We start from the raw sequence: 21,559 nt of genomic DNA, 5'->3' as shown, positions 1-21,559 counted from the left end.
TTACTGCTGTAAGTTTAAAGTCACATTTTTGGGGGAGAACACGTTATGCGTTCGCGTAGCGGCTGCTTTGCAGCATCGCCAAACCGACAACAAAGACACCAACAATTAATCGAGCAGTACGTTTTCTCGCGCCGTACCATGCTAGCGCTCCTTGGTTTCATTTGTGCTCCAGGCTTGGAACATTTTATAGTAAGTGACACTCAACCAAGAGAACCCACGCTTCCTGCCAATCCTCAAATCCCAACTTTACCTCAAAAAAATTCATTGGCATCCCAAAAAGAACGCCAACAGCAGCTTGAGATTGCACGCTCTAAATACCAGCTAACACCTCGACTGCCAAACTCTGTTAGGGTATCAACTTTACCGATCGAAGAGGCTTTTGATGGGGGCTATAGCAGTAATCGGGCAAGCATAACCCGGAAAATTACAGAAAATCAACAAGCATTTTTCCAAAATCCCAAACCTTTTCTCGCATTAGAAGACTACACAAATGTTTTTCAAGTTTTACCCGTACCGGATATTGCTAAAACCTTTCGCAAGGATGCGATATTTGCAGGGCAACGGCTGTGGGGTCCCAATCCCATGGAACTTACCAACGTTCTAGCACTCAATTACGATCTTCAAGAAAAACTGGGAATAACAAATGAGATTTTTCAAACCGTTTTGGGTGCTGCTAGAGGAACGGCATATGTTAGCGAAACTCTTGAAAGTGCTACTAAAAATGGCGGTCTGTTTGTAACGGATTATGCAATCCTTGCGACTGATGGCATTACCTCAAAAACAAAGCGATATCTCATTGCTCCTATCGCTCTTTATTACGCCGATCGCGACCGTGGTAATTGGCGTTTAATTCCCATTGCCATTCAACTCGGACAAGTTCCTCAAGAAAGTTTGCTTTGTACTCCCTTGGATGGAGTGGATTGGACTCTAGCCAAGCTCATCGCTCAAATGGCTGATTTTTCCGTTCATGAATTGGTCCGTCACTTGGGTCAAACCCATCTTGCTCTAGAACCCATCGCACTGGCAACTGTACGCGAACTCCCTGCCCTTCATCCCGTACACGTCCTATTAAAACCCCATTTTGAGTTCACAATGGCAATCAATGCTTTTGGCGATCGAGTGTTGATTAATCCAGGGGGATACGTAGATGTCATTCTAGGAGGTACTTTAGAAAGCTCCCTCAACCTTGTAAATCTTGGTGTCTCGGAAATGTTCGATAACTTCAGCAACTTTGCTTTGCCGAACAATTTACAAAGGCGCGGTGTTGGCGATCGCTCTTTATTAAAAGATTTTCCCTATCGAGATGACGGAGTGCTGGTTTGGGATGCTCTATCCGAGTATGTCAGTCGGTATGTAGGAATTTACTACAGATCTTCTAAAGATATTCGAGAGGATTTCGAGTTACAAAATTGGTTAAAAGCTTTACGGACACCTGTTAGTGATGGAGGTTTTGGTGTCACTTCTTTACCATCCTACCTAAAAGACCGCGACCAGTTAATTGACCTGCTAACACAAATTATTTTTACAGCAGGTCCGCAACACTCAGCCATTGCCTGGACTCAATATCAGTATATGTCTTTTGTCCCTAATATGCCTGGAGCTATTTATCAGCCTGTTCCTATTACCAAGGGAACAATTGAAGATGAGAAGAGTTTAACAAGTTTTCTTCCTGGTATAGAACCAACTTTTGCACAAGTTAACGTCATATCGGGAATTGGTGTCAAACTTGATGTCAAAGCATTTACAGATTTTGGTGTCAATAGTTTTCAAGATCCGCGAGCTATTGCTGTTCTTAAAGGCTTGCAAAATCGTTTGGAGGTTGTAGAAAAACAGATCGAACAACGAAATAAACGCCGAGAGGAATGCTACCCTGGCTTTTTACCTTCTCGTATGGCTAACAGTACCAGTGGTTGAACGAAAAATGTTTCGTGCAGTCCCCACATTCAAATACATGAACTACGTGCATCTGGCTATGCCTGAGATGCACGTTTCTGGTGTTCCCACGGCAGGTAGAGGACGCCTGCAACTCTGGGAATGTTGCTTAGTCTACGGGCTGTGTAGCGATCGCTTCTTTCTTCAATCGGTAGCGGTTGGCTTGTAACCGAACTAACTCGATGGGAGGGTAGATGCAAGCCAGAGAACTTATCGCTAAATTAAAGAAATCAAGCTGGTGATAAGCAGGTGTTAGATGTTGCAAGTAGGACAAGTGTTACACAATCGTTACCAACTCCAACGCCAACTTGGTAACAATGGGGTTCGCCAAACTTGGCTTGCATTGAATTTACAGGCGTCAGATGTAGAAAAAAAGCAAGTCGTCGTTAAATGTCTTGCTTTTGGTGAAACCGTGCAATGGGATGATTTAAAACTTTTTCAGAGAGAAGCGCTAGTACTTCAAAATCTACATCATCCTCAAATTCCAAAGTATATTGATGATTTTTGTGTTGGCGATGCTACAAAGCAGCCGCTAGGCGATAAGCTGGGTACAGCTTGCGCTAAGAGCGATCAGCCGGGTACGGCGGCGCTGCCATGCGATAAGCTGGGTACAGCTTGCGCTAAGAGCGATAAGCCGGGTACGGCTTGCGCCAAGGGCGATCGCATCCTGTGGTTTTGCTTGGTACAAGAATACATTCCTGGTGAGTCCCTTAAAGAATTGCTGGTTTCTGGCAAACGATTTACAGAAATCCAAGTCAAAGAAATTGCTGTTCAAGTCTTAGATATTCTCACAGAATTACACGAACTCTATCCAGCAGTGCTGCATCGCGATATCAAACCGAGCAATCTCATTTGGGGTGAAACTGGTAAAATCTATTTGGTTGATTTTGGTGCAGTTCAAGATAAAGTCTCGCCAGAGGGAGCAACTTTCACTGTAGTCGGAACTTATGGATATTCGCCTGTGGAGCAATTCGGCGGTAAGGTAGTTCCTGCATCAGATTTATATGCGTTGGGAGCGTCATTGATTCATTTGCTAACGGGAGTTTCTCCAGCAGATTTACCTCAAAGCAATTTAAAGATTCAGTTTAGCGAACGCGTTAGCTTGAGCCCGAGTTTTACAAATTGGTTGCAGAAAATGACCGAACCTGCACCAGAAAATCGATTTTCAACGGCTCGTCAAGCAATGGATGCACTCAACTCTGGTTTAGTTTTACAAGATCGAGATTTGCCAATTCCAGAAATGAGAAATAACTCTGGATGCGGTTTGAAAAATCGTGTAGAAAAAGTTCCCGAAGCAATCAAAGGTTGGAACTGGGGTGCTTTTTTAATACCTTGGCTGTGGTTGTGGCAAAATCGCGTATGGAGTGGACTGCTCTGTTTTGTACCCATAGTAGGTTTTTTGATGTCTGTTACACTTGGTATAAAGGGAAATGAATGGGCTTGGAAAAGCAGACATTGGCGCAGTATCCAACACTTTAAAGAATATCAAAGAAGCTGGGCTATTGCGGGAATTTTATTCGCAGCCCCTATAAGTATTTTGTTATGGATTAGCAGTACTGTCTTGATACTGAATGTTTTGCTACCATGAAAACTTTTCTGTCTTGAAGGGTACTAAAGTGTTCTTTCAGCTTATGTTTGGAGAATATCTAATTCAACTTGACTGAGAACTTTTGGCTTCATTTGTTGTAAATCCCGCAACACAATGTTAGCATCCTCAGTATTGAAGTTGTAGTATTCTGTTAAACTTCCTATAGGGTAATTGAATTTTTGGTAGCGATGCTTGAAATATTTTTCTACATTTCCTCGGTGTAACCAACTTCCCAGCACTTCTATATTCACTGTCTGAAAGTACTTTTTGAGATCGGATTTGATCTCTTCAATTCGTTCATCTACAGACCGCTGTGTCACTCCAATTTTATGGAGTATTTTTCCATCAACTTGAATTTTTAAGTAATAAAGAGTTGTCGAAAAAATTCTTTTCAATTGGGTGCGGTATATTCGTAAATCAACAAGCAATTCCGGTAAGTTAGATAAGTTGATAAGTTGGGCGCGTTCAGTTTTCTCTTCTAAGTCAGATAGTTTTTTTAATAGAAGTGGTTCTTGCACTTGATTAAAATGTACAAGTGGTAAACCACCAAAAGGGATTTTTCCCAATTTGGTAAATTCATAAACTGGAGGGTTGAATCCAGGTTTTTCTTGTAACAATTCCCGATATAAAAAGCTGGTAACAATCAATTCTCTAATAATAATTTGATTCTTCGAGCCATATTCCCGCCAAAGAAGCTGTAAGCGATCGAACTCCTTACCTGAAAGCTGAAGATTAAAATTTTCGTATAAAGGCAGTACGGGTATCTCCTTATTAGTCGCTGCAACAGCACGACAGGTTTCTTCAGTATGAGCAAAGTGATGCTCTTTTATCTTGCCTTTTTTAGCGGTGAGACTTCCATTACAATAGGGACACTGCAACGGAGTTTTCCCTTTTGGAACATCTTCAATACCGACTAATGCTCCATTTTTATCTACACCATACTTTAACCACATAAGAAAACCATTAATTTCACGCCACAATTACCACAAACTCAGCTGATTGGGGGGGCTATCAAGAGTATTCCAAGGTAGAGAAGGAACTTCCGCATGACTTTTTTCTAACAATTTTTGGAAGTAGCGTGCGGTGCTAGGTGACTTTTCTTCTACAGGACAGTGAACAAAAAAATAAATTTGCTTTCCTTGCTCGAGCCACTGCTTAATTTGATTGACCCACTCTTTCATAAAAGGTTGATTGACCGATAAGGTGGGATGGGAAATAAACCGAATCAAACTAAAGGATGCTGTGACGCCAAATTGTACTGGCAGTTTGGGTTTGCGCCGTTCTGATTGTATTTGAGGGTCATCATCTCCACTATAGATAGGACGCGTGTCTAACAAGACTTTACCTACGTGAAGCTTTTCCAACAATGCTGTTAAATGATGTGTCTGTGGTTCTGAAAACCAGTCCGGATGCCTGACTTCCAATGCTAAACGAGTTCCTGTCTGTTGCCATGCTTCAAGAAAAGTAGCTAAGTCATCAATTAACTTAGGTGAATAACTTGGGGGTAATTGGGCAAAGATAGGTCCGAGACGTTTACCTAAAAGGCTCATTTCTTCAAAAAATTTTAAAGCAGCAGCAATATTAGGTGTTAGCAAACCTTTGTGGGTAATATCTCTTGGCAACTTTAGGCAAAACTCAAAACCAGCAGGGGTATCTGCAGCCCAACGAGTGACAGTTTCAGCATTAGGTACGGCATAGAAAGTTGTATTGCCTTCAACAGTGGTAAAACGCCTGCTATACAATTGTAAAAATTCAGCAGAACGAGTGCCTTGGGGGTAGAGTTCACCTACCCACCCCTTATAAGCCCAAACAGCACAACCAATAAAAAATGGAGATTGACCGGACAGCACAGCCTTAGACTTTAATTTGTTCGTAGTTCATAGTACCTACGTTAGCAAAGCTTTTGTCAAATGTTTTGCAAATTGTTTCAACTTGTAGCGTTTGGGTGTAAGGTATAAGGGAGTACAAAATCGATTTACACCGAAAGAAAGAATCCCAAATTATTAAAATTTGTAAAGATAGTAGGTAAAGAATAAGGTGTTAGGTCAATTATTTGTAGGTGTGCCATGTCTGATACCAGTCGAGATAACAAACAATCTATAGGTGTAGATATTTGGAAGAATATAGATCCTGAGAAAATCAAGCAGAGAATTGACAAAATTTCTGCTAAGTTAGAAGCGGTTATACGTAAAAATAGCACACTGTAACTGGGTCGTTGCAGGTTATCAAGTCAGTTTCAAAATTAAATTGAAAATCCTCTTTGGCTCTCATTCAAAACTCCTATTTGATTGTTGAAATATACGTTAGACGGTAAGCGGGCGAGTTTTGCCGCCCTGGAAACGAGCGTAATAGCTATCGGCAGAACAACTCTATGCCTTGACAATAAATAACTGACTGGTTACTATTGCAATATGGCAAGAAACCCAACCATTACCCAGTCCCAGATTCTTGAAGCTGCCCGAGCAGTCTTCCTCGAACAGGGGTTCAGCGCTACCACGGCGGATGTTGCAAATCGTGCAGGCATCTCAAGTGCTAGTATCTTCAAGCACTTTCCAACTAAAGAATCCTTGTTCTTTGCTGCAATGTCAGATACGCCTCGCGATCGCATTTGGACAGCAGAACTCGAAGCTGAAATTGGACAGGGAGATCCTCGATCTGACCTGCTAAAAATCGCTTTACGGATTGCATCTTACTCAGAAGAGTTATTACCGCGAATGATGCTGGCGTGGTCAATACGGCAACCTGGGGAGATCGTCAAACCGCCAGGAATAGAACCCGATTTTACCGCGATCGCTGCGTATATCGGGCGTGAGATGGCGCTCGGACGGATTGTGCGGGGCGACCCAATTATCCCGGCTATGACTTTACTGCATACTGTCGTTGGCTTCACTATGAGCCAAACTTTGCAAAACACGACTGTTTCCCTAGACACCAGCACCTTTCTTGAGGAGTTTGTCAATTTGCTGTGGCGAGGACTCGATCCTAACCTACAAACAGCAAGATAGTTTTTTTTTGACTTAATAATAACTAATCAGTTAGTTATAAATAACTCCGCTCCCATAAAACGCTCTCGAACCCTTACCAAACCTTTATTCAGTTCCAAACAACCACTATGACAACAACCTACCCAAACATCACCCTTGAACAAGTTGATATTACCTCACCCAGTTTCAGAGCTAATCCATTCCCAACTTTCAAACGCTGGCGAGATACTCAACCCGTTGTGCCAGTCCAAGCCTTTGGGGAACGAGCCTGGATTGTTACCCGCTACAACGATGTGCTAGCTACTCTCACAGATGAACGCCTCGTCAAAGACCGCCGCAATGCTCCATCTCCCAATAAAAAGCAACAACAAATGTGGATACCGGGATTCATCAAGCCCCTTCAAACTAATATGCTTGACACCGACACACCCGATCATTCCCGGTTGCGTTCTTTGGTACATCAGGCGTTCATGCCACGCCTGATTGCACAAATGCAAATCCGTATTCATCTCCTCGCGCACGAGCTGCTCGATCGCGTGCAAGCCAAAGGCGAAATGGATTTAATTCGTGACTTTGCACTGCCAATCCCAATGGTTGTCATTAGCGAAATACTCGGCGTAGCCGAACGGGATCGGGAAGCTTTTCACCGTTGGTCAAACGTCATGGTTAGCGTAAGCAAACCTATTGACGGTCTTCTTGCCATCCCCAGTTTGTATCAATTCATTAGGTTTCTGCGCCGACTTTTCCGCGAACATCGTTTAAATCCCCAAGATGACTTAACCAGCGCCCTACTCCAAGCGGAATCAGAAGGCTCAAAATTATCTGAAGACGAATTGATTGGTATGGTCGGACTCTTGCTAAGTGCCGGTCACGAAACCACAGTCAATTTAATTGGTAATGGCGTGCTGGCGTTGCTAACACACCCTACAGAACTCGATCGCTTACGCAACGAGCCCACACTGATGAGATCTGCGATCGAAGAACTTGTGAGATACACACCCCCAGTGTTGTTCGCCACAACACGCTATGCCCGTGAAGATCTGGAGATCGCTGGAACGCTTGTTCCCAAAGGCGAGTTGGTGCTTGCTGCACTTGGCTCGGCTAATCATGATGAATCACAATTTGAGAATCCAGAAACGCTAATGCTAGACCGACAAAACAATAAACACGTTGGTTTTGGATCTGGCATACACTACTGCCTTGGCGCACCTCTCGCACGGCTTGAGTCCAACGTTGCGTTCCAAGTGCTGTTCGAGCGTTTGCCAAATATTCGGCTCGCCGTCAAGCCCGAAAATCTGCGTTGGCGTTCTGGTCTGATTACCCGAGGAGTCAAAGCAATTCCCGTCAAGTTCTGAATGGATACCCAGTTGCATTTAACAATACCTTTGCCAATTTCTCAAAAGCCCTACAGACTGGAAGTCTGTGGCTACATAAATGTTGCCCACGCAGGTGGGCTTTGTTTGTACAGCCCTACTCTTCCAGAGTGAGGGCATTTTGGCAAAGGTATTGATTTAAGTATCTTTATTGATGGGCAAGCAGACAGTAAAGCAGGTTCTTCCAGGTACGGACTCAACTATAATAGTTCCGTGATGTCGATTTTCCACAATTCTTCTAGCGGTTTCCAAACCCAAACCTGACCCTTTACCGACAGGCTTAGTCGTGAAAAATGGCTCAAAAATCCGAGATTGTATATCCGCGAGAATGCCCGAACCTGAGTCAATAACTTCAACGAGGACGCGATGTCCTTTAGATAAAGTTTTGATTTCTAAAATACCTTGACCGTTCATTGCATATAACGCATTATCGATAAGATTTGTCCAAACTTGGTTTAATTCACTGCCATAAGCTGAGATTTTGGGAAGGGATGGATCGTAAGAACGCTTTACCGCAATACCCTCTTTTAATTTGTGGGAGAATAACTGTAATGTATCTTCTATCCCTTCATGAATGTCGATGATTTGTTGTGCGCCTCGGTCAAGATAGGAGTAGGATTTCATTGCGGTTACCAATGTATCGATCCTTTCGGCTCCACGCAATCCGCTACGTATCATAGATGTTACCTCAAATGATAGTGCCAGCCAGCGAATCCCCAAATCCCGGAGTTCCGTAGTTGTATTTCGCCAAGGTTGGGTCAGTTTCTCAAGAATCTCTACCTTTATACCTGCTGATGCTAGAGGTGTTGCTAGTTTCCACGCCTGCTCAACTCCATAATTTTCCAACCATTCTAAAAGCTCATCTTCGCGATCGCTTAACGTAATGGGGTCAACCAAATCGTTAACAATAGAATCTACTCCAGCATCTCTCACGTCCAGCCATTGCTGAGTATGTTCGGGGTCTGCGCGTTGTTGTCCGTAAATCAAGTTCATCCGCTCTAGCTCTCGGACTGCGGGAATCATCCCATTGAGCGATCGCACCAGAGCGGCGGCTGGGTTGTTAATTTCATGAGCTAATCCTGCTGCTAGAGTTCCCAATGCAGCCATCTTTTCACGGGTGCGAATAAAAGACTCCAAACCCCGCATTCGCCGTTCAAAGGTGCGAAAAATAACTCTTTCAAAATCACGGCATTCATGTAGCAGTGAGAGAAAGTCACCAGCTGCGAGTTTATATAGCTTGCAAGCTGTGATGGCTCGCATAGTTACTGCCATTGGTTCTTCCGTCAAAACTGGGACTTCTCCAAAAAAATTAGGAGCACTGTGTTGACCGATGGGCATTTCAACGCGATCGCTCATGCGAGTAATGCTCATTCTTCCCTTAGCCAAGATAAACACGCCTGTGGTACTGTCAGCATCACCTTCATGAATGAGGGGTTCTCCCTGATGCAAATCGATGGGTTCCACGCGATCGCATACCCATTCCAATTGCTTTGGTGTAAGCTGTCGAAAGGCGTCTAGTTTCAGTAAATCATCAACGCACAGCATAACAAGCTATCTCCCCGTTCATCAAGATGATTTGCTATCCAACACACTTAACTGCCGCTCGGTTTGCAACCTTAACAAAAGACTCCAGACCTCTTGTTATGATAAAGCATGAGTTAAAATAAAAGATAGAAAATATGTCATGGGTAGAATTAAGCCTCAATATCACACACGAGGCTGTTGATTGGGTTTGTACACTGCTAGCTGCAACCCACTACACAGATGAGATTTATGTAACTCAATATACTCATTTAGATACAAACCTTCCAATCAATCCAGATGTCATACAACCCCAATGGGCGTTTACAATCCGTCTCTACCTAGCTAGCGATACATACATAGAAGAAATTGCTGACTCTCTCTTATCCTTGCAACGAGCCAGACTGTGCAGCCCTCTTCAAGAAGCTCTTGTAGAGAAAAAACCTCAGTTGGGAGGAGTTAACTCTATAATTAACCGTATTGGACAGCGCTTTGTCGTCCTGACACCCGAAACCCCCTACACGCCCACATCTGACGAAATTGTCTTGCGACTCAAAACCAATCTTGCCTTCGGCAGTGGTTTGCATCCGACAACCATTCTTAATCTGCGGCTCCTCGAACGCCACGTAGTCCCTAAGATGAACGTTCTCGATGTTGGTTCTGGCTCCGGGATTTTGAGTATCGCCATGGCAAAACTTGGAGCATCTGTTTTGGCAGTAGATAACGATAGTATTGCCGTGCAATCCACTCAAGATGCTGTCAATCGCAATGAGGTAGAGCAACAAGTCACAGTTATGCGAGGAAGCCTCGGACGCGGTAGTGAATTGGGGCATTGGATGGGCATTGGTACTGTTGATAATGTGTCAACTATCCAGGAAACACAAACCTTTGACTTGATTACCGCAAATATCCTTGCACGGATACACATTACCCTTGCCCCAGATTACCGACAAGCTTTACGTCGGGATGCGATGCGATCGGGTCTGTTGATTGCGTCAGGTTTTGATACAGACTATGAGGATGCGGTAACTGCAACTTTTACAGAAGTTGGATTTGAAGCGATCGATAAGGAACAATTGGATGAATGGGTTGCTATTGCTTACCAGCTCAAAGAATAGTTGTGCTGCTCGATAAAGTCTACCCAAAGTACCTATACGTAAATAAATACCCTCCCATGCTTGTACTGAAGTTGCGGACACGCATTATTTAGGACTTATAGTAAAAGCTTTACGATAATCAATATTTACTAGGGCTGTTTTTACTGGTGGGTATGTCATTACTAGTGGTCCATCGCATAAATTCTCATAGGTAAGTGAACGCACTACCCACTCTCGTTTTATCTCGTTCCCAGGCTGAGCCTGGGAACGAGGTGGCAGCCTATCAAAATTAATGGGACAAACCAGTAGGTATGTTTTTACTAGGGCTGTTTTTGATGATTGTTCTTACTGGTGGGTATGTCATTTACTAGGGCTGTTTTGACCAAAGTACGTACCAGATTGTTCTCTACATTTACTAGGGCTATTTTTCATACCCACCAGTAATGATTGACAAACATATGATAAAAAGCTCAAACAAATTGAATATAAGATTCTTTTAGGTTCGCAGTTGGGCTTTAGTGCTAAAGCCCAACTGCGAACATTTTCTCCAAGCCTGACAGTTTTCATATTGATAACGCTAGTTATACCAATTTTCTATGAAGATGCTACAATTAGCCTGCCGTCCACCCTTCTAGGGTGAGGGCAATAATGTGCAACTTCACATAGAATTGGTATTCGTTAAAAATTAATATTTTGATTTCATGTATTCAACTCCCGGAGCCACAACTTTTTGCCAAGCTTTCCCAATTAATTCCTGATAATCATCATTTTCCTGACACAAAGGATCGAATTCAAGGACTGTATCAATCAAAGCATTGACAAAGTCTGTATATAAATTTTTGGGAATATCATGCTTGGTATGACTGTGCATTTCAGCAATACGGCTGAGAACATTGGGTTCTTCTTGCTCGTTTTCCTGGGGAAATCGCTCATTGTGTTCGTAATATGCAAATAATAAAACAATAGCTTCTTTTAGCTGCTGATGTTGGTGATTCCAACGCCCTTCAGCCTCAAGAGAAAGAAACTTTTGTGCAGCATGAGGACAAAATTGTGTCAAAAATTTATGATAGAAAGTTTTGAAAAACTTTTTATCAAAATCTGCATCACTCGTACACCTTGCATAACTTTCCTTTGCTGTGTTCAAATAAAAACTAACACCACGAATAATTTTTAACGCATCCTCAAGTGTTTCATAACGATTTGCTGGATCGCGTGATGTCATCTTAAGAATGGCTTTTTCAAAGATAGTAGGACATCCATGGCATTTGTCTGTTATTGAGATGAGAGACTTAAATGCTTTATCACCATTTTTCTTTAAGTCTTTAATATCCTTTATGGTAGGTGGTAATTGACCTGTGAGAAGTTCATATGCTAAAAGACCGAGACTGTACTGATCGGATTGATCGGGTGTAGAAGAATCGATTGATACTTTACTAAAATTTTCAGGAAGTAAGTACGCTAAATCTTCTAAAATGGCTTGCTTTCCATAAGTTTTTGACTTCCGCTCGAGTTCTTCTAAAATTCGATTGGGAGAAAAATCTTTACACAAGTCTAAGGGCGAAATAAAAGGCTCATATTCATTCTCCTTACAAAGAAGCATAATTGTTGATGGCTTGATATTTCCATAAATATTTTTTAGTTCTCTGGCTCGAACAAGTGTATCTCCAATCTTTAATATGAGTTTGCTGACTACAGTAAATGGTAGTTTACCTTTATCTGTTAACGTTTGTCGGATGGTTTCCCCATCAATAAATTGCAGAATACAGTAATGAGGTTGTGTTTCTAAATACGCATCATAAATAGTAATAAAGTTTGCTTCATTGGAAATATTAACTGCCTTTCTAAGGCTTGCATCAAAATCTACTTGTAAATCTTCACGTGCTAAGACTTTGATAGCTACATTCCGTTCCAACGTGCGATCGTATGCTTTATATACTGGAGCAACACTACTTTGAATAATTTTTCCTAATATTTGATATCTGGGCTCTACAAGTTTGTTAAATTCAATTAATGATAAATCCTCTGAGGTATCTTTGTTGATTGCTGAAGAATTAATTTTCAATACTGGAGCTTCGTTTTCTCCTAAATGAATGAGTCGATTGCGGGCTAAATTAAAGGCAAATTTTATACTTTCTCCACTTCCGATAGCATCATAAAATGTGACAGCAAAATCAATAGCCGCTCTATCTCCAACAGACTCATGCATACCAATCACATAATTAACGTATTGGCTAATAGCATTAGCTTGTACTTCTGAGTAACAAGCATTTAATACCACACACTCTACACCCTTAGTAGCAAATTCCTTAAACAAACCAGCAAGCTCATCTGCTGGTAAAAAAGCTGGTTGTCCCGTGTCATTTTCTAACACGATCCCATCTTCCCCAGATCCATGTCCGCTAAAGTGAACGATTTGGGGTTGATAATCTAGAATCGCTCGATAAAAATCATCAATCCTTACAGCCAACTCCATTTCTAGTTTAAACTGCTCGCGCTTCTTTGCACGCCTCAATGCCTCGCCAATTTCCCTGACTTCTTCACTGCCTTCTAACCGAGTTGTACCTTTTGGATTGGCAGATAGTATTAAAATTGTTTTAATAGATACGTTGTTGCTCATAAGACAGCCGAGTTAAAAGTATTTTTAGTAAAAACTTTATTTAATCTTAAACAATCACTACAAGTACTGACGGTATTTTTTCGGTTATGTTGCAAAAATCTACTACAAGCAAAAACCGAGATTATATTGCTAAGACTGTAGGGATGATTGGTATGAAGCAATAAACATCCCTGGTGAAAATTAAACCAAATCATTTTCTGGTTTGGGACTTGCTAGGCTATACGTACAGCAACAATTTTGGCAATTACAATCGAGCGATCGCAGCTTACGAACAAGCAATCAAACTCAAACCAGATTATTTATTAGCCATAGTTGAGGAAGATAACACTTTTTATGATTTGCAACGTTAGGAATATTAGGAATAGCACTTAATAGTTGAAAGCAAGCAGCCACAGTCCGTCCTCTAATCAGTGACAAGTGGTCTTCTACATCAATTTTAAGGGGCTCCAGAAATTTTGTACCACCTCGTTCCCAGATAGCGACGTTCAGAAATTCGCTCTGGTTCTGTGCAACCAATTCCAGGAATTGCTTGGTAAATTCAAAAGTTCATCACGAGTGTAAACGACCGTGTAACCCTTACTTTTTGCCAGTTCTATCAAATTCAATCCATCAGTACGTTGGGCTTGTTCTGCAGTTGTGTGTCTTCCTACAGTTCCTTTGGGAAGATACCATGCTTCGCCACCTCCCAAAATCACATCTGCACCTGACTCAACAATTTGTTTGGTAATTTCATCAAAATTACGGCGGCTTGCTGATTTGGCTAAAAATGCACCTGTTCCAGGTTCGGGAATAATACCGGAGTTAACGATCGCAGTTGCTTTTCCTGCGGCTATAGCTTCCTGCATAATAGTCTTAGGTTTACCGGAAGCTGCTACCACTGGTTTACCCGCTTCATCTAAGCCATAGGAGTCTGCATTCACCTTCACTCCTGTTGCATGAGTAACTGCACCTGCATTGGAAGTTGCTGTCAGTTGGTTTTTCATGTGTCCGAGGTATACAGCGAGATTGGACATCTTATCCCAATTCAGTCTCCCATCAGGACCGTAGTGAAGCATTCGGGCTGCACCCCAATGAGATGCACTCGTACCATCAGGATGAATGAATATGACATTACCCTGACGCGAACCAGTCTTGGCTGTAGGTATTGCAGCACAACCCACCATAACTATCAGAGTCACGAGCGCTAAATCAACAACAAATTTTCTGTTAATTTTTTGTACCGCTTTGAAATTTAATTGCATATACTTTAATTTAAGTCAATAACCTAAAGTTATAGATGCCAATTCCATAATTATGTCCTATTAGCGTGCTTTTACGGCACAAGGTTAGCTGCAAAGTGAATTTTCAGTATAAATTCTGAAGCCAAATATCCGTAATACTTGCTACCCTGAATGCGAAGCATGGTGTGTTTTTGACAATAGACTGAATGTTAGAACTTTCAAAAATTTTTTTTGCTTATACTGAATTTATTCCACACGGTCATTGCTATCTCTGGAAGCCAGAGTTAGTGGAACTGCATCTTTTATCGGACTGCTTAATTGCACTTGCTTATTATTCAATTCCCATCACCCTAGTGTATTTTGTCCGCAAGCGTCAGGACTTACCGTTCAATCAGGTATTTCTGCTATTTGGAACATTTATTATTGCTTGTGGCACAAGCCATATTATGGAGGTGTGGACGCTCTGGTATCCCACCTACTGGTTAAGTGGTTGTGTCAAGGCTATTACTGCTATTGCATCACTTTATACAGCTATTGAAATTATCCCGATGGTGCCCAAGGCACTTGCTCTTCCGAGCCCCGCACAATTAGAAGCAGCAAACCGCGAACTAGAGCGTGAAATTGGCGAACGCAAACAAATAGAAGAGGCGTTAAAAGAAAGTCAAACAAAATATAAAACCCTGTTTGAAATCTTTCCTATTGGTATCTCTATTACCGATGAAGTAGGACAAGTGGTAGAAGTCAATCCAGCTTCTGAGAAAATTTTAGGCATATCTAGCTCCGAACATACAGCACGTAAATATGATGCGTCTGAGTGGGTTTGCATTCGTCTCAATAAAACCCCCATGCCACCCCAAGAGTTTGCCAGTGTGAGAGCGCTTACAGAAAAGCGAGTTGTGGAAAATGTAGAGATGGGAATCGTCAAACCAAATGGTGAGACTACTTGGATTAGCGTTACGGCTTCACCGATTCCCCTTCCCGGCTATGGTGTGGCAATTGCTTATGTTGATATTACTAAGCGTCAGCTTGCAAAAGAAGCCCTGCGGCAGAGCGAATCAACACTGCGTAGCTTTTTCAACAGTAGCTCAATGATGATGGGTATTGTTGAACTGTATGATAATGATATCTTGCATCTTTCTGATAATTTAGAATCAGCCAAGTTCTTCGGTAGAACTCCCGAAGAAATGCAAAATCGGTTCAGCAGTGACATGGGCTCGTCCCAAGCAACCCGACAACTGTGGATGAACCATTACCAAAAGGCAAACGATCTTCAAGCACCCGTGCGATTTGAATATATTCAAGAGACTCCTACGGGTTCTAAATGGTTCTCTGTTAGCGTTTGCCCGATCGCAATTGGTCCTAACGGTCGTCCGAGATTTTCTTATATAGTCGAGGATATTAGCGATCGCAAACAAAGCGAAGCCGTCCTACAGCAAGCACTCTCCGAAGCTGAAACGGCATCAATTGCCAAAAGTCGGTTCTTATCCAACATGAGCCACGAACTGAGAACACCACTCAACGCTATTCTCGGTTTTAGCCAGTTGATGGCTCGCAGTCATTCGCTTTGCCCCAAGGACAAAGAACAACTACAAATTATCAATCGCAGTGGCGAACATTTGCTAAATCTCATTAACGACATTTTGTCAATGTCTAAAATTGAAGCAGGTCAAATCACTCTTAATGAAAATAGCTTTGACTTGTTTGAGCTACTGAACGACATTCAAAAGATGCTCCAGTTTAAAGCTAGTGTCAAAAATTTAAATTTTATCTTTGAACGATCGGCAGACATTCCCCAATACGTGCGAACTGATGAAAGTAAGTTGCGCCAAGTCTTAATTAACTTATTAGAAAACGCCATTAAATTTACTAACAAAGGCGGTGTGATTTTGCGAGTGAGTTCGGAAACAGGAGACTTGCAATTGAAAACTAAGAGTTTCTTATCTCCAATCGCTAATCCCCAATACCAAATCAAGTTTGCAGTCGAAGATACTGGACCTGGAATGGAACAACAGGAAATAGCTACTTTGTTTGAGCCCTTTTTCCAAACAGAAACAGGTCGTCAATCAATGCAAGGAACGGGTTTGGGTTTAGCTATTAGCCGAGAATATGTGCGTTTGATGGGAGGAAACATCACCGTTAACAGCCAAGTAGGTAAGGGAACAAGTTTTATATTTGATGTAGTAGTTAGCAAAACGACTATCGACGATAATAAAATTTCATCTACCAGCAAGCGAGTTATTGGGCTTCAACCCAACCAACCAACCTATCGCATTTTAGTTGTGGATGATATAGATGAGAGCCGCCTGCTACTCGTTAAATTGCTAGAACCGTTGGGATTTCAAGTGTATCAAGCAGTTAACGGTTCTGACGCACTGGCTTTGTGGTCAACGTGGGAACCGCATCTTATTTGGATGGATATGCGAATGCCAGTGATGAATGGTTATGAGGTTACCAGACAAATTAAAGCAACAAACAAAGGTCCGTCTACCGTTATTATTGCCTTAACTGCTAGTGCATTTGAAGAAGAGCGATCGCAAATTTTGTCTGCGGGCTGTGATGACTTCGTGCGTAAACCTTTTCAAGAAGCAGTATTGTTTGACATCATGGCTCGGCACTTGGGAGTGCGTTATATCTATGAAGAAGAGAATCATCTCGTCTCACCACAACCTGCAGCCACATTTAAGCAACTGACTGCTGAAGATCTAAGTGTTATGCCTCCTGAATGGATAGAACAGCTACACCATGCAGTGTTGTGCGCTAATGACGAGATAATATTAGACTTAATCGAGCAAATTCCAGAGAAGGAATCTTCTTTAGCTCAAGTTCTCACGGATTTGGTCAATAATTTTCGTCTAGATATGCTCTTGGAACTATCTCAGCAGTTTGTTAATACGCAATTATGAGTCACTTCGATAAAAGTATAGTCTAATACAAAACTTTTGCGACAGACCACTAGTGGTTGTTTACAAACTGGAAACAATGAGCTCTTGCTATTGGATGAAGCAATGTAACAAAAGTGCCACGATAATAAATTTATAGAGAGGTAGTATCCCTACCCCAGTTGTTAGTACGGTTAAGAGCAATTCATGCAAACAATTGACAAAAAAAAGTCAACAAAAAAAGCGTGGGCAAAAGCCCTAGCCCAACCAGCCAAAGAATTTCCACAAACTCCACTGCAAATCCTATCTGGCAAAATTCCTGAAGGTTTGCGGGGTACACTCTACCGTAACGGTCCTGCAAGATTGCAACGCAACGGTCTTCAGATGGGACATTGGTTTGATGGTGATGGAGCCATTCTTGCCGTACATTTTACAGATTCAGGGGCGACTGGGCTATATCGCTACGTACAAACGGTTGGTTATCAAGAAGAAGAAGCAAAAGATCGTTTGCTTTATGGCAATTATGGCATGACTGCACCCGGACCGATATGGAATCAATGGTTGAAACCGATTAAGAACGCTGCTAATACTAGTGTACTGGCATTGCCCGATAAACTTTTGGCATTGTGGGAAGGTGGTAAACCTCACGGTCTTGATTTGCAAACTTTGGCAACTCTCGGTGAAGATGATTTAGGTGCGTTAACGGTGGGAATGCCTTATTCTGCTCACTACAAGCGCGATCCGCAGACAGGGGAAATTTTTAACTTTGGCGTCACTCCAGGATTAAATGCAATCTTAAATATTTATAGAAGCGATAAGTCGGGTAAAATTGTCCAAAAAGCATCGCACGCCCTAGATGGAGTTCCATTGGTGCATGATTTTGTTTTTGCAGGGCAATATCTTGTCTTTTGTATTCCCCCCGTGCGGCTTAACCTTTTGCCGACCGCTATAGGCTTGAGTGATTTTGGTCATGCTTTGCAGTGGCAATCAAACAAGGGAACCCAAATTTTAGTCGTTGACCGTCACACATTGCAAGTGGTGAGTCGCGGTGAAGCAGAACCGTGGTATCAGTGGCATTTTGCTAACGGCTATGTAGATGCTGGTGGAGCGGTTATTGTAGATATAGTCAGGTATCCCGATTTTCAGACTAACCAGTATTTAAGAGAAGTCGCAACGGGAGAGACTCATACTTTAGCAGTCAGTACATTGTGGAGAATGTGCCTCGATCCTTTGACGGGTAAAGTCAAAGCAATGGCAGAAATTATGGATCGTCATTGTGAGTTCCCTGTGGTACCGCCACAACACCAGGGACAAGCTAGCAGTCAAACTTATCTCACCGTACAGCGTACTGGAGTCGATTCTCGAAAAGAAATCTTTGGTGCGATCGCCCGTTTTGACCACAAAACTGATACTTTAACGGTTGCTGATAGTGGTGAAAATCGCTATTGTTCCGAAGCCATTTACGCTCCAGATTCCCAAAATCCCGACAAAGGTTGGGTCATCACAGTTGTGTATGATGGGAATTGCGATAAGCTGGGTACAGCTTGCGCCAAAGGCGATCGCAGTGAAGTTTGGATTTATGACGCAGATGGTTTAGACAAAGAACCTGCGTGCAAATTGGAATTACCAAGCGTTATTCCCCACAGTTTCCACGGTACGTGGAAACCTGCATAGCTAGCTCCATGAAGGTAGTAGAGAAAACCGCCTTTAAAAGGCGGTTTCAGCGTGCAAACCATAGAATTTTCTCTATTCTCTCTGAAATTTTTAATTATGACTTCAAACTTTTGACATAATTAAGGGTAATTTTACATATAAATATTTCTTATGTATAAATCGGAGAAATGGAGTTGGGGATTGGCGAATTCCCCAGGTAGGGTGGGGCATTGCCCACCCTACATTTAACTAAAAGTCACCACACTACGAATGGATTCGCCTTCATGCATCAACTGTAAAGCGTCATTGATACGTTCCACAGGCATCACATGAGTAATGAGATCGTCGATGTTAATTTTGCCCTGCATATACCAATCCACAATTTTTGGCACATCAGTACGCCCTCTTGCTCCACCAAATGCCGAACCTTTCCATACCCGCCCCGTTACAAGTTGAAAAGGACGAGTACTAATTTCCTGACCTGCACCTGCAACACCAATAATGACGCTGACACCCCAACCTTTATGGCAACATTCCAATGCTTGGCGCATGACGTTTACATTGCCAATGCATTCAAAACTGTAATCAGCACCACCCTTAGTTAAATCAACGAGATAGGGAACTAAGTCACCCTCAACTTCTTTTGGATTGACGAAGTGAGTCATGCCAAACTTTTCCGCCAAAGCTTTTTTCTTGGGGTTAATATCGACTCCCACGATTGTATTGGCTCCTACCATCCTTGCAGCTTGGATGACATTTAAACCAATTCCACCCAAACCAAAAACCACGACATTGGCTCCTGGTTCTACTTTAGCTGTATTGATGACAGCACCAATACCCGTTGTTACACCACACCCAATATAACAGACCTTATCAAAAGGTGCGTCCTCACGAATTTTTGCTACAGCTATTTCTGGCAAGACTGTATAATTGGCAAACGTAGATGTGCCCATGTAATGGTGAATCATTTGCCCATCAATTGAAAAGCGGCTGGTACCATCGGGCATAACACCACGTCCTTGTGTCGCACGAATTGCCTGACAGAGATTTGTTTTCATGCTCAGACAATATTCGCACTGGCGGCATTCTGGGGTGTATAAAGGAATAACATGGTCACCAGGCTTAACACTAGTGACACCTTCCCCTACTTCCACAACCACCCCAGCACCTTCATGTCCCAAAATTGCTGGAAATAAACCTTCGGGATCGGCACCAGAAAGGGTATATGCATCGGTATGGCAAACGCCACTGGCTTTAATTTCAACCATCACTTCCCCCGCACGGGGTCCATCAAGTTGAACGGTTTCAATTGTTAACGGCTTATTAGCTCCGTGAGCCACTGCTGCTTTAACTTCCAAGTTGAGCCTTCCTGTATCAGCTATACTAACTCACTTGAGTTTACTCAACCGCAGATGACTTCATATCTTTTTTTAAAATTCTTCTAGCGTACTGGAGGCAAGATTCTGACGACTGACTCCTTTGTTCTTTTTTTAAGTGGCAATTGGTTTGAAGTTTTGAAAATCTTGGTTAAGACCAAGTCCCCAACCATCAGGTGATGACTTATCAGAGTTACCGCCAACATAACATCAACAGCCCTATAAAGAAGCGCGATCGCACTTAAATTTAGTGGTTGAATTTGTAATTTTTCACTGCTGTCTCGCTGACCCAGTACCAGAAAGACAATCAAGGGGATTGTTTTTAAAAGCACCAGGTCGTCCTTTACCTGAACACAGCCAAACAAAGTCTGCAAGAGCTTTAAGTCGATTTTTCAATCAATACCGCTGGTTAACACGGGATACAATTCGCACAGTTCGTCACTGTGTACTTCGACAAGTTTTATCGTTATATATAAGATGGATAGAATTTTGCTATAAAAACTCTGCAACTCTTCTGGGACTGCGGATATGTTAAGTTTTCTATCATAGGCAAAGAAAACACTGAGGGTGTAGCGCATGAAAGACTCCATTAACCGCAATGGGTTGGAAATAACAGAAACTGTATCTGTAGCGGGTTCTGTCGCTGGGTCAGTATTTGCAGTTTTTTCCCAGCAGCTGATCTATGCGGTTGCGCCCCTGAGTTTAGCCCTCTCGCTGAGCCTGATCAACCGACGCCGATTTGAGCAGGGCTTACAGGAGAATATAACTGCTGTCTCGTCTGAAATGGGCACTCGCGTCACACACGTAGATCGGCAACTGTCAGCACAGATGGAATCGGTACGCACCTCAGTTGAAACTCTGTCTGCTGTCCCAATACCAGCACCCTTTGACCCCACTAACCTGGAGCAACAGATTGAGGAACTGAAAACAGCACTTATCCACACAAAACAGATTACCAGCCAGAGTGCCACCAAGCAGGAAATCGAAGACTTTAACCAGAAAATTAAGCAGTTGCAAGCTTCTATAAGCTCGTTAACAGAGGCATTTAACCAGCGCTCGGAGCTACAGCAAATAGAACACTTAAGCCAAAGCACCGCACAACTGCAACAGCAGGTTTCAGCACTGCCGCCAATACCAGCACCGTTTGACCCTACCGGGCTAGAGCAACAAATTCAGCAGTTACAAGCTTCTATGAGCTCGTTAACAGAGGCATTTAACCAGCGCTCGGAGCTACAGCAAATAGAACACTTAAGCCAAAGCACCGCACAACTGCAACAGCAGGTTTCAGCACTGCCGCCAATACCAGCACCGTTTGACCC

17 protein-coding genes and 1 pseudogene are annotated in these 21,559 nt (G+C 42.6%); 11 read left to right on the top strand and 7 right to left on the bottom strand.

Annotated elements, in window-relative coordinates:
- Positions 1 to 45: 45 nt before the first annotated feature.
- The 3 genes from AB0756_RS19835 (at position 46) to AB0756_RS19825 (ending at position 3,520) form a co-directional block, all read left to right on the top strand.
- Positions 46 to 1,914, top strand: coding sequence for a lipoxygenase family protein (locus AB0756_RS19835; protein ID WP_050046589.1), 1,869 nt, complete (start codon positions 46 to 48; stop codon positions 1,912 to 1,914).
- A gap of 7 nt (positions 1,915 to 1,921) precedes the next feature.
- On the top strand, positions 1,922 to 2,101 hold the full coding sequence (locus tag AB0756_RS19830; RefSeq protein WP_137986560.1) for a hypothetical protein: 180 nt from the start codon (positions 1,922 to 1,924) through the stop codon (positions 2,099 to 2,101).
- An 87-nt stretch (positions 2,102 to 2,188) separates the two neighbouring features.
- Positions 2,189 to 3,520, top strand: coding sequence for a serine/threonine protein kinase (locus AB0756_RS19825; RefSeq protein WP_038080909.1), 1,332 nt, complete (start codon positions 2,189 to 2,191; stop codon positions 3,518 to 3,520).
- A 41-nt stretch (positions 3,521 to 3,561) separates the two neighbouring features.
- Here AB0756_RS19825 and AB0756_RS19820 read toward each other — a convergent pair whose 3' ends face one another.
- Together AB0756_RS19820 and AB0756_RS19815 are read right to left on the bottom strand one after the other, a co-directional pair.
- A complete protein-coding gene (locus tag AB0756_RS19820; RefSeq protein ID WP_038080928.1) occupies positions 3,562 to 4,473 on the bottom strand; it encodes a competence protein CoiA family protein in 912 nt (303 codons plus the stop codon).
- Between the two features lie 27 nt (positions 4,474 to 4,500).
- Entirely contained in the window at positions 4,501 to 5,370 is an 870-nt protein-coding gene (locus tag AB0756_RS19815; protein ID WP_082051868.1) for a DUF72 domain-containing protein, read from the bottom strand.
- Positions 5,371 to 5,586: 216 nt separating this feature from the next.
- Here AB0756_RS19815 and AB0756_RS19810 point away from each other — a divergent pair, with 216 nt between their 5' ends.
- The 3 genes from AB0756_RS19810 to AB0756_RS19800 all read left to right on the top strand — a co-directional run bounded on the left by AB0756_RS19810 (position 5,587) and on the right by AB0756_RS19800 (position 7,859).
- A complete protein-coding gene (locus AB0756_RS19810; protein ID WP_153021423.1) occupies positions 5,587 to 5,727 on the top strand; it encodes a hypothetical protein in 141 nt (46 codons plus the stop codon).
- 204 nt (positions 5,728 to 5,931) lie between these two features.
- Positions 5,932 to 6,525, top strand: coding sequence for a TetR/AcrR family transcriptional regulator (locus AB0756_RS19805; RefSeq protein ID WP_038080910.1), 594 nt, complete (start codon positions 5,932 to 5,934; stop codon positions 6,523 to 6,525).
- A 107-nt stretch (positions 6,526 to 6,632) separates the two neighbouring features.
- Complete coding sequence (locus AB0756_RS19800) at positions 6,633 to 7,859, top strand: cytochrome P450 family protein (RefSeq protein WP_038080912.1); 1,227 nt, start codon at positions 6,633 to 6,635, stop codon at positions 7,857 to 7,859.
- Positions 7,860 to 8,015: 156 nt separating this feature from the next.
- Here AB0756_RS19800 and AB0756_RS19795 read toward each other — a convergent pair whose 3' ends face one another.
- A complete protein-coding gene (locus AB0756_RS19795; protein ID WP_038080913.1) occupies positions 8,016 to 9,422 on the bottom strand; it encodes an ATP-binding protein in 1,407 nt (468 codons plus the stop codon).
- A gap of 134 nt (positions 9,423 to 9,556) precedes the next feature.
- Here AB0756_RS19795 and AB0756_RS19790 point away from each other — a divergent pair, with 134 nt between their 5' ends.
- Positions 9,557 to 10,516, top strand: a complete 960-nt coding sequence (locus tag AB0756_RS19790; RefSeq protein ID WP_038080914.1) for a 50S ribosomal protein L11 methyltransferase — start codon at positions 9,557 to 9,559, stop codon at positions 10,514 to 10,516.
- 664 nt (positions 10,517 to 11,180) lie between these two features.
- On the opposite strand, the gene AB0756_RS19785 is transcribed toward AB0756_RS19790, so the two are convergent.
- Positions 11,181 to 13,112, bottom strand: coding sequence for a protein kinase domain-containing protein (locus AB0756_RS19785; RefSeq protein WP_167844796.1), 1,932 nt, complete (start codon positions 13,110 to 13,112; stop codon positions 11,181 to 11,183).
- A gap of 173 nt (positions 13,113 to 13,285) precedes the next feature.
- Between AB0756_RS19785 and AB0756_RS19780 the strand changes: the two genes are divergently transcribed.
- Positions 13,286 to 13,462 carry a hypothetical protein gene (locus tag AB0756_RS19780; RefSeq protein WP_162002200.1) on the top strand — a complete coding sequence of 59 codons (177 nt, stop codon included), beginning with the start codon at positions 13,286 to 13,288 and terminating at the stop codon, positions 13,460 to 13,462.
- 171 nt (positions 13,463 to 13,633) lie between these two features.
- Here the strand turns inward: AB0756_RS19780 and AB0756_RS19775 are convergent.
- Positions 13,634 to 14,275: pseudogene (locus AB0756_RS19775) on the bottom strand (alkaline phosphatase); the annotation flags it as partial.
- Positions 14,276 to 14,538: 263 nt separating this feature from the next.
- Between AB0756_RS19775 and AB0756_RS19770 the strand changes: the two are divergent.
- Together AB0756_RS19770 and AB0756_RS19765 are read left to right on the top strand one after the other, a co-directional pair.
- Positions 14,539 to 17,235, top strand: coding sequence for a PAS domain-containing hybrid sensor histidine kinase/response regulator (locus AB0756_RS19770; RefSeq protein WP_137986559.1), 2,697 nt, complete (start codon positions 14,539 to 14,541; stop codon positions 17,233 to 17,235).
- Positions 17,236 to 17,418: 183 nt separating this feature from the next.
- Entirely contained in the window at positions 17,419 to 18,885 is a 1,467-nt protein-coding gene (locus AB0756_RS19765; RefSeq protein ID WP_038080915.1) for a carotenoid oxygenase family protein, read from the top strand.
- Positions 18,886 to 19,109: 224 nt separating this feature from the next.
- On the opposite strand, the gene AB0756_RS19760 is transcribed toward AB0756_RS19765, so the two are convergent.
- Together AB0756_RS19760 and AB0756_RS19755 are read right to left on the bottom strand one after the other, a co-directional pair.
- On the bottom strand, positions 19,110 to 20,222 hold the full coding sequence (locus AB0756_RS19760) for an S-(hydroxymethyl)glutathione dehydrogenase/class III alcohol dehydrogenase (RefSeq protein ID WP_038080916.1): 1,113 nt from the start codon (positions 20,220 to 20,222) through the stop codon (positions 19,110 to 19,112).
- 83 nt (positions 20,223 to 20,305) lie between these two features.
- A complete protein-coding gene (locus AB0756_RS19755; RefSeq protein ID WP_137986558.1) occupies positions 20,306 to 20,572 on the bottom strand; it encodes a hypothetical protein in 267 nt (88 codons plus the stop codon).
- A gap of 244 nt (positions 20,573 to 20,816) precedes the next feature.
- On the opposite strand from AB0756_RS19755, the gene AB0756_RS19750 reads away from it, so the two are divergent.
- Positions 20,817 to 21,559 (top strand): AAA family ATPase (locus AB0756_RS19750; protein ID WP_408104003.1); only part of this gene is annotated, 743 nt, incomplete at its 3' end.

The sequence above is a fragment of the Tolypothrix campylonemoides VB511288_2 genome, from assembly GCF_045999855.1.
Lineage (GTDB): Bacteria > Cyanobacteriota > Cyanobacteriia > Cyanobacteriales > Nostocaceae > Scytonema > Scytonema bouteillei_A.
The sequence above is the reverse complement of the archived record's forward strand: the minus strand, read 5'-3'. Positions and strand labels throughout refer to the sequence as shown.

Bases quoted from the DNA above. Each gene is read 5' to 3' on its own strand.
- AB0756_RS19835 (WP_050046589.1), top strand. From the start codon at position 46: ATGCGTTCGCGTAGCGGCTGCTTTGCAGCATCGCCAAACCGACAACAA.
- AB0756_RS19830 (WP_137986560.1), top strand. From the start codon at position 1,922: ATGTTTCGTGCAGTCCCCACATTCAAATACATGAACTACGTGCATCTG.
- AB0756_RS19825 (WP_038080909.1), top strand. From the start codon at position 2,189: ATGTTGCAAGTAGGACAAGTGTTACACAATCGTTACCAACTCCAACGC.
- AB0756_RS19820 (WP_038080928.1), bottom strand. From the start codon at position 4,473: ATGTGGTTAAAGTATGGTGTAGATAAAAATGGAGCATTAGTCGGTATT.
- AB0756_RS19810 (WP_153021423.1), top strand. From the start codon at position 5,587: ATGTCTGATACCAGTCGAGATAACAAACAATCTATAGGTGTAGATATT.
- AB0756_RS19805 (WP_038080910.1), top strand. From the start codon at position 5,932: ATGGCAAGAAACCCAACCATTACCCAGTCCCAGATTCTTGAAGCTGCC.
- AB0756_RS19800 (WP_038080912.1), top strand. From the start codon at position 6,633: ATGACAACAACCTACCCAAACATCACCCTTGAACAAGTTGATATTACC.
- AB0756_RS19795 (WP_038080913.1), bottom strand. From the start codon at position 9,422: ATGCTGTGCGTTGATGATTTACTGAAACTAGACGCCTTTCGACAGCTT.
- AB0756_RS19790 (WP_038080914.1), top strand. From the start codon at position 9,557: ATGTCATGGGTAGAATTAAGCCTCAATATCACACACGAGGCTGTTGAT.
- AB0756_RS19785 (WP_167844796.1), bottom strand. From the start codon at position 13,112: ATGAGCAACAACGTATCTATTAAAACAATTTTAATACTATCTGCCAAT.
- AB0756_RS19770 (WP_137986559.1), top strand. From the start codon at position 14,539: ATGTTAGAACTTTCAAAAATTTTTTTTGCTTATACTGAATTTATTCCA.
- AB0756_RS19765 (WP_038080915.1), top strand. From the start codon at position 17,419: ATGCAAACAATTGACAAAAAAAAGTCAACAAAAAAAGCGTGGGCAAAA.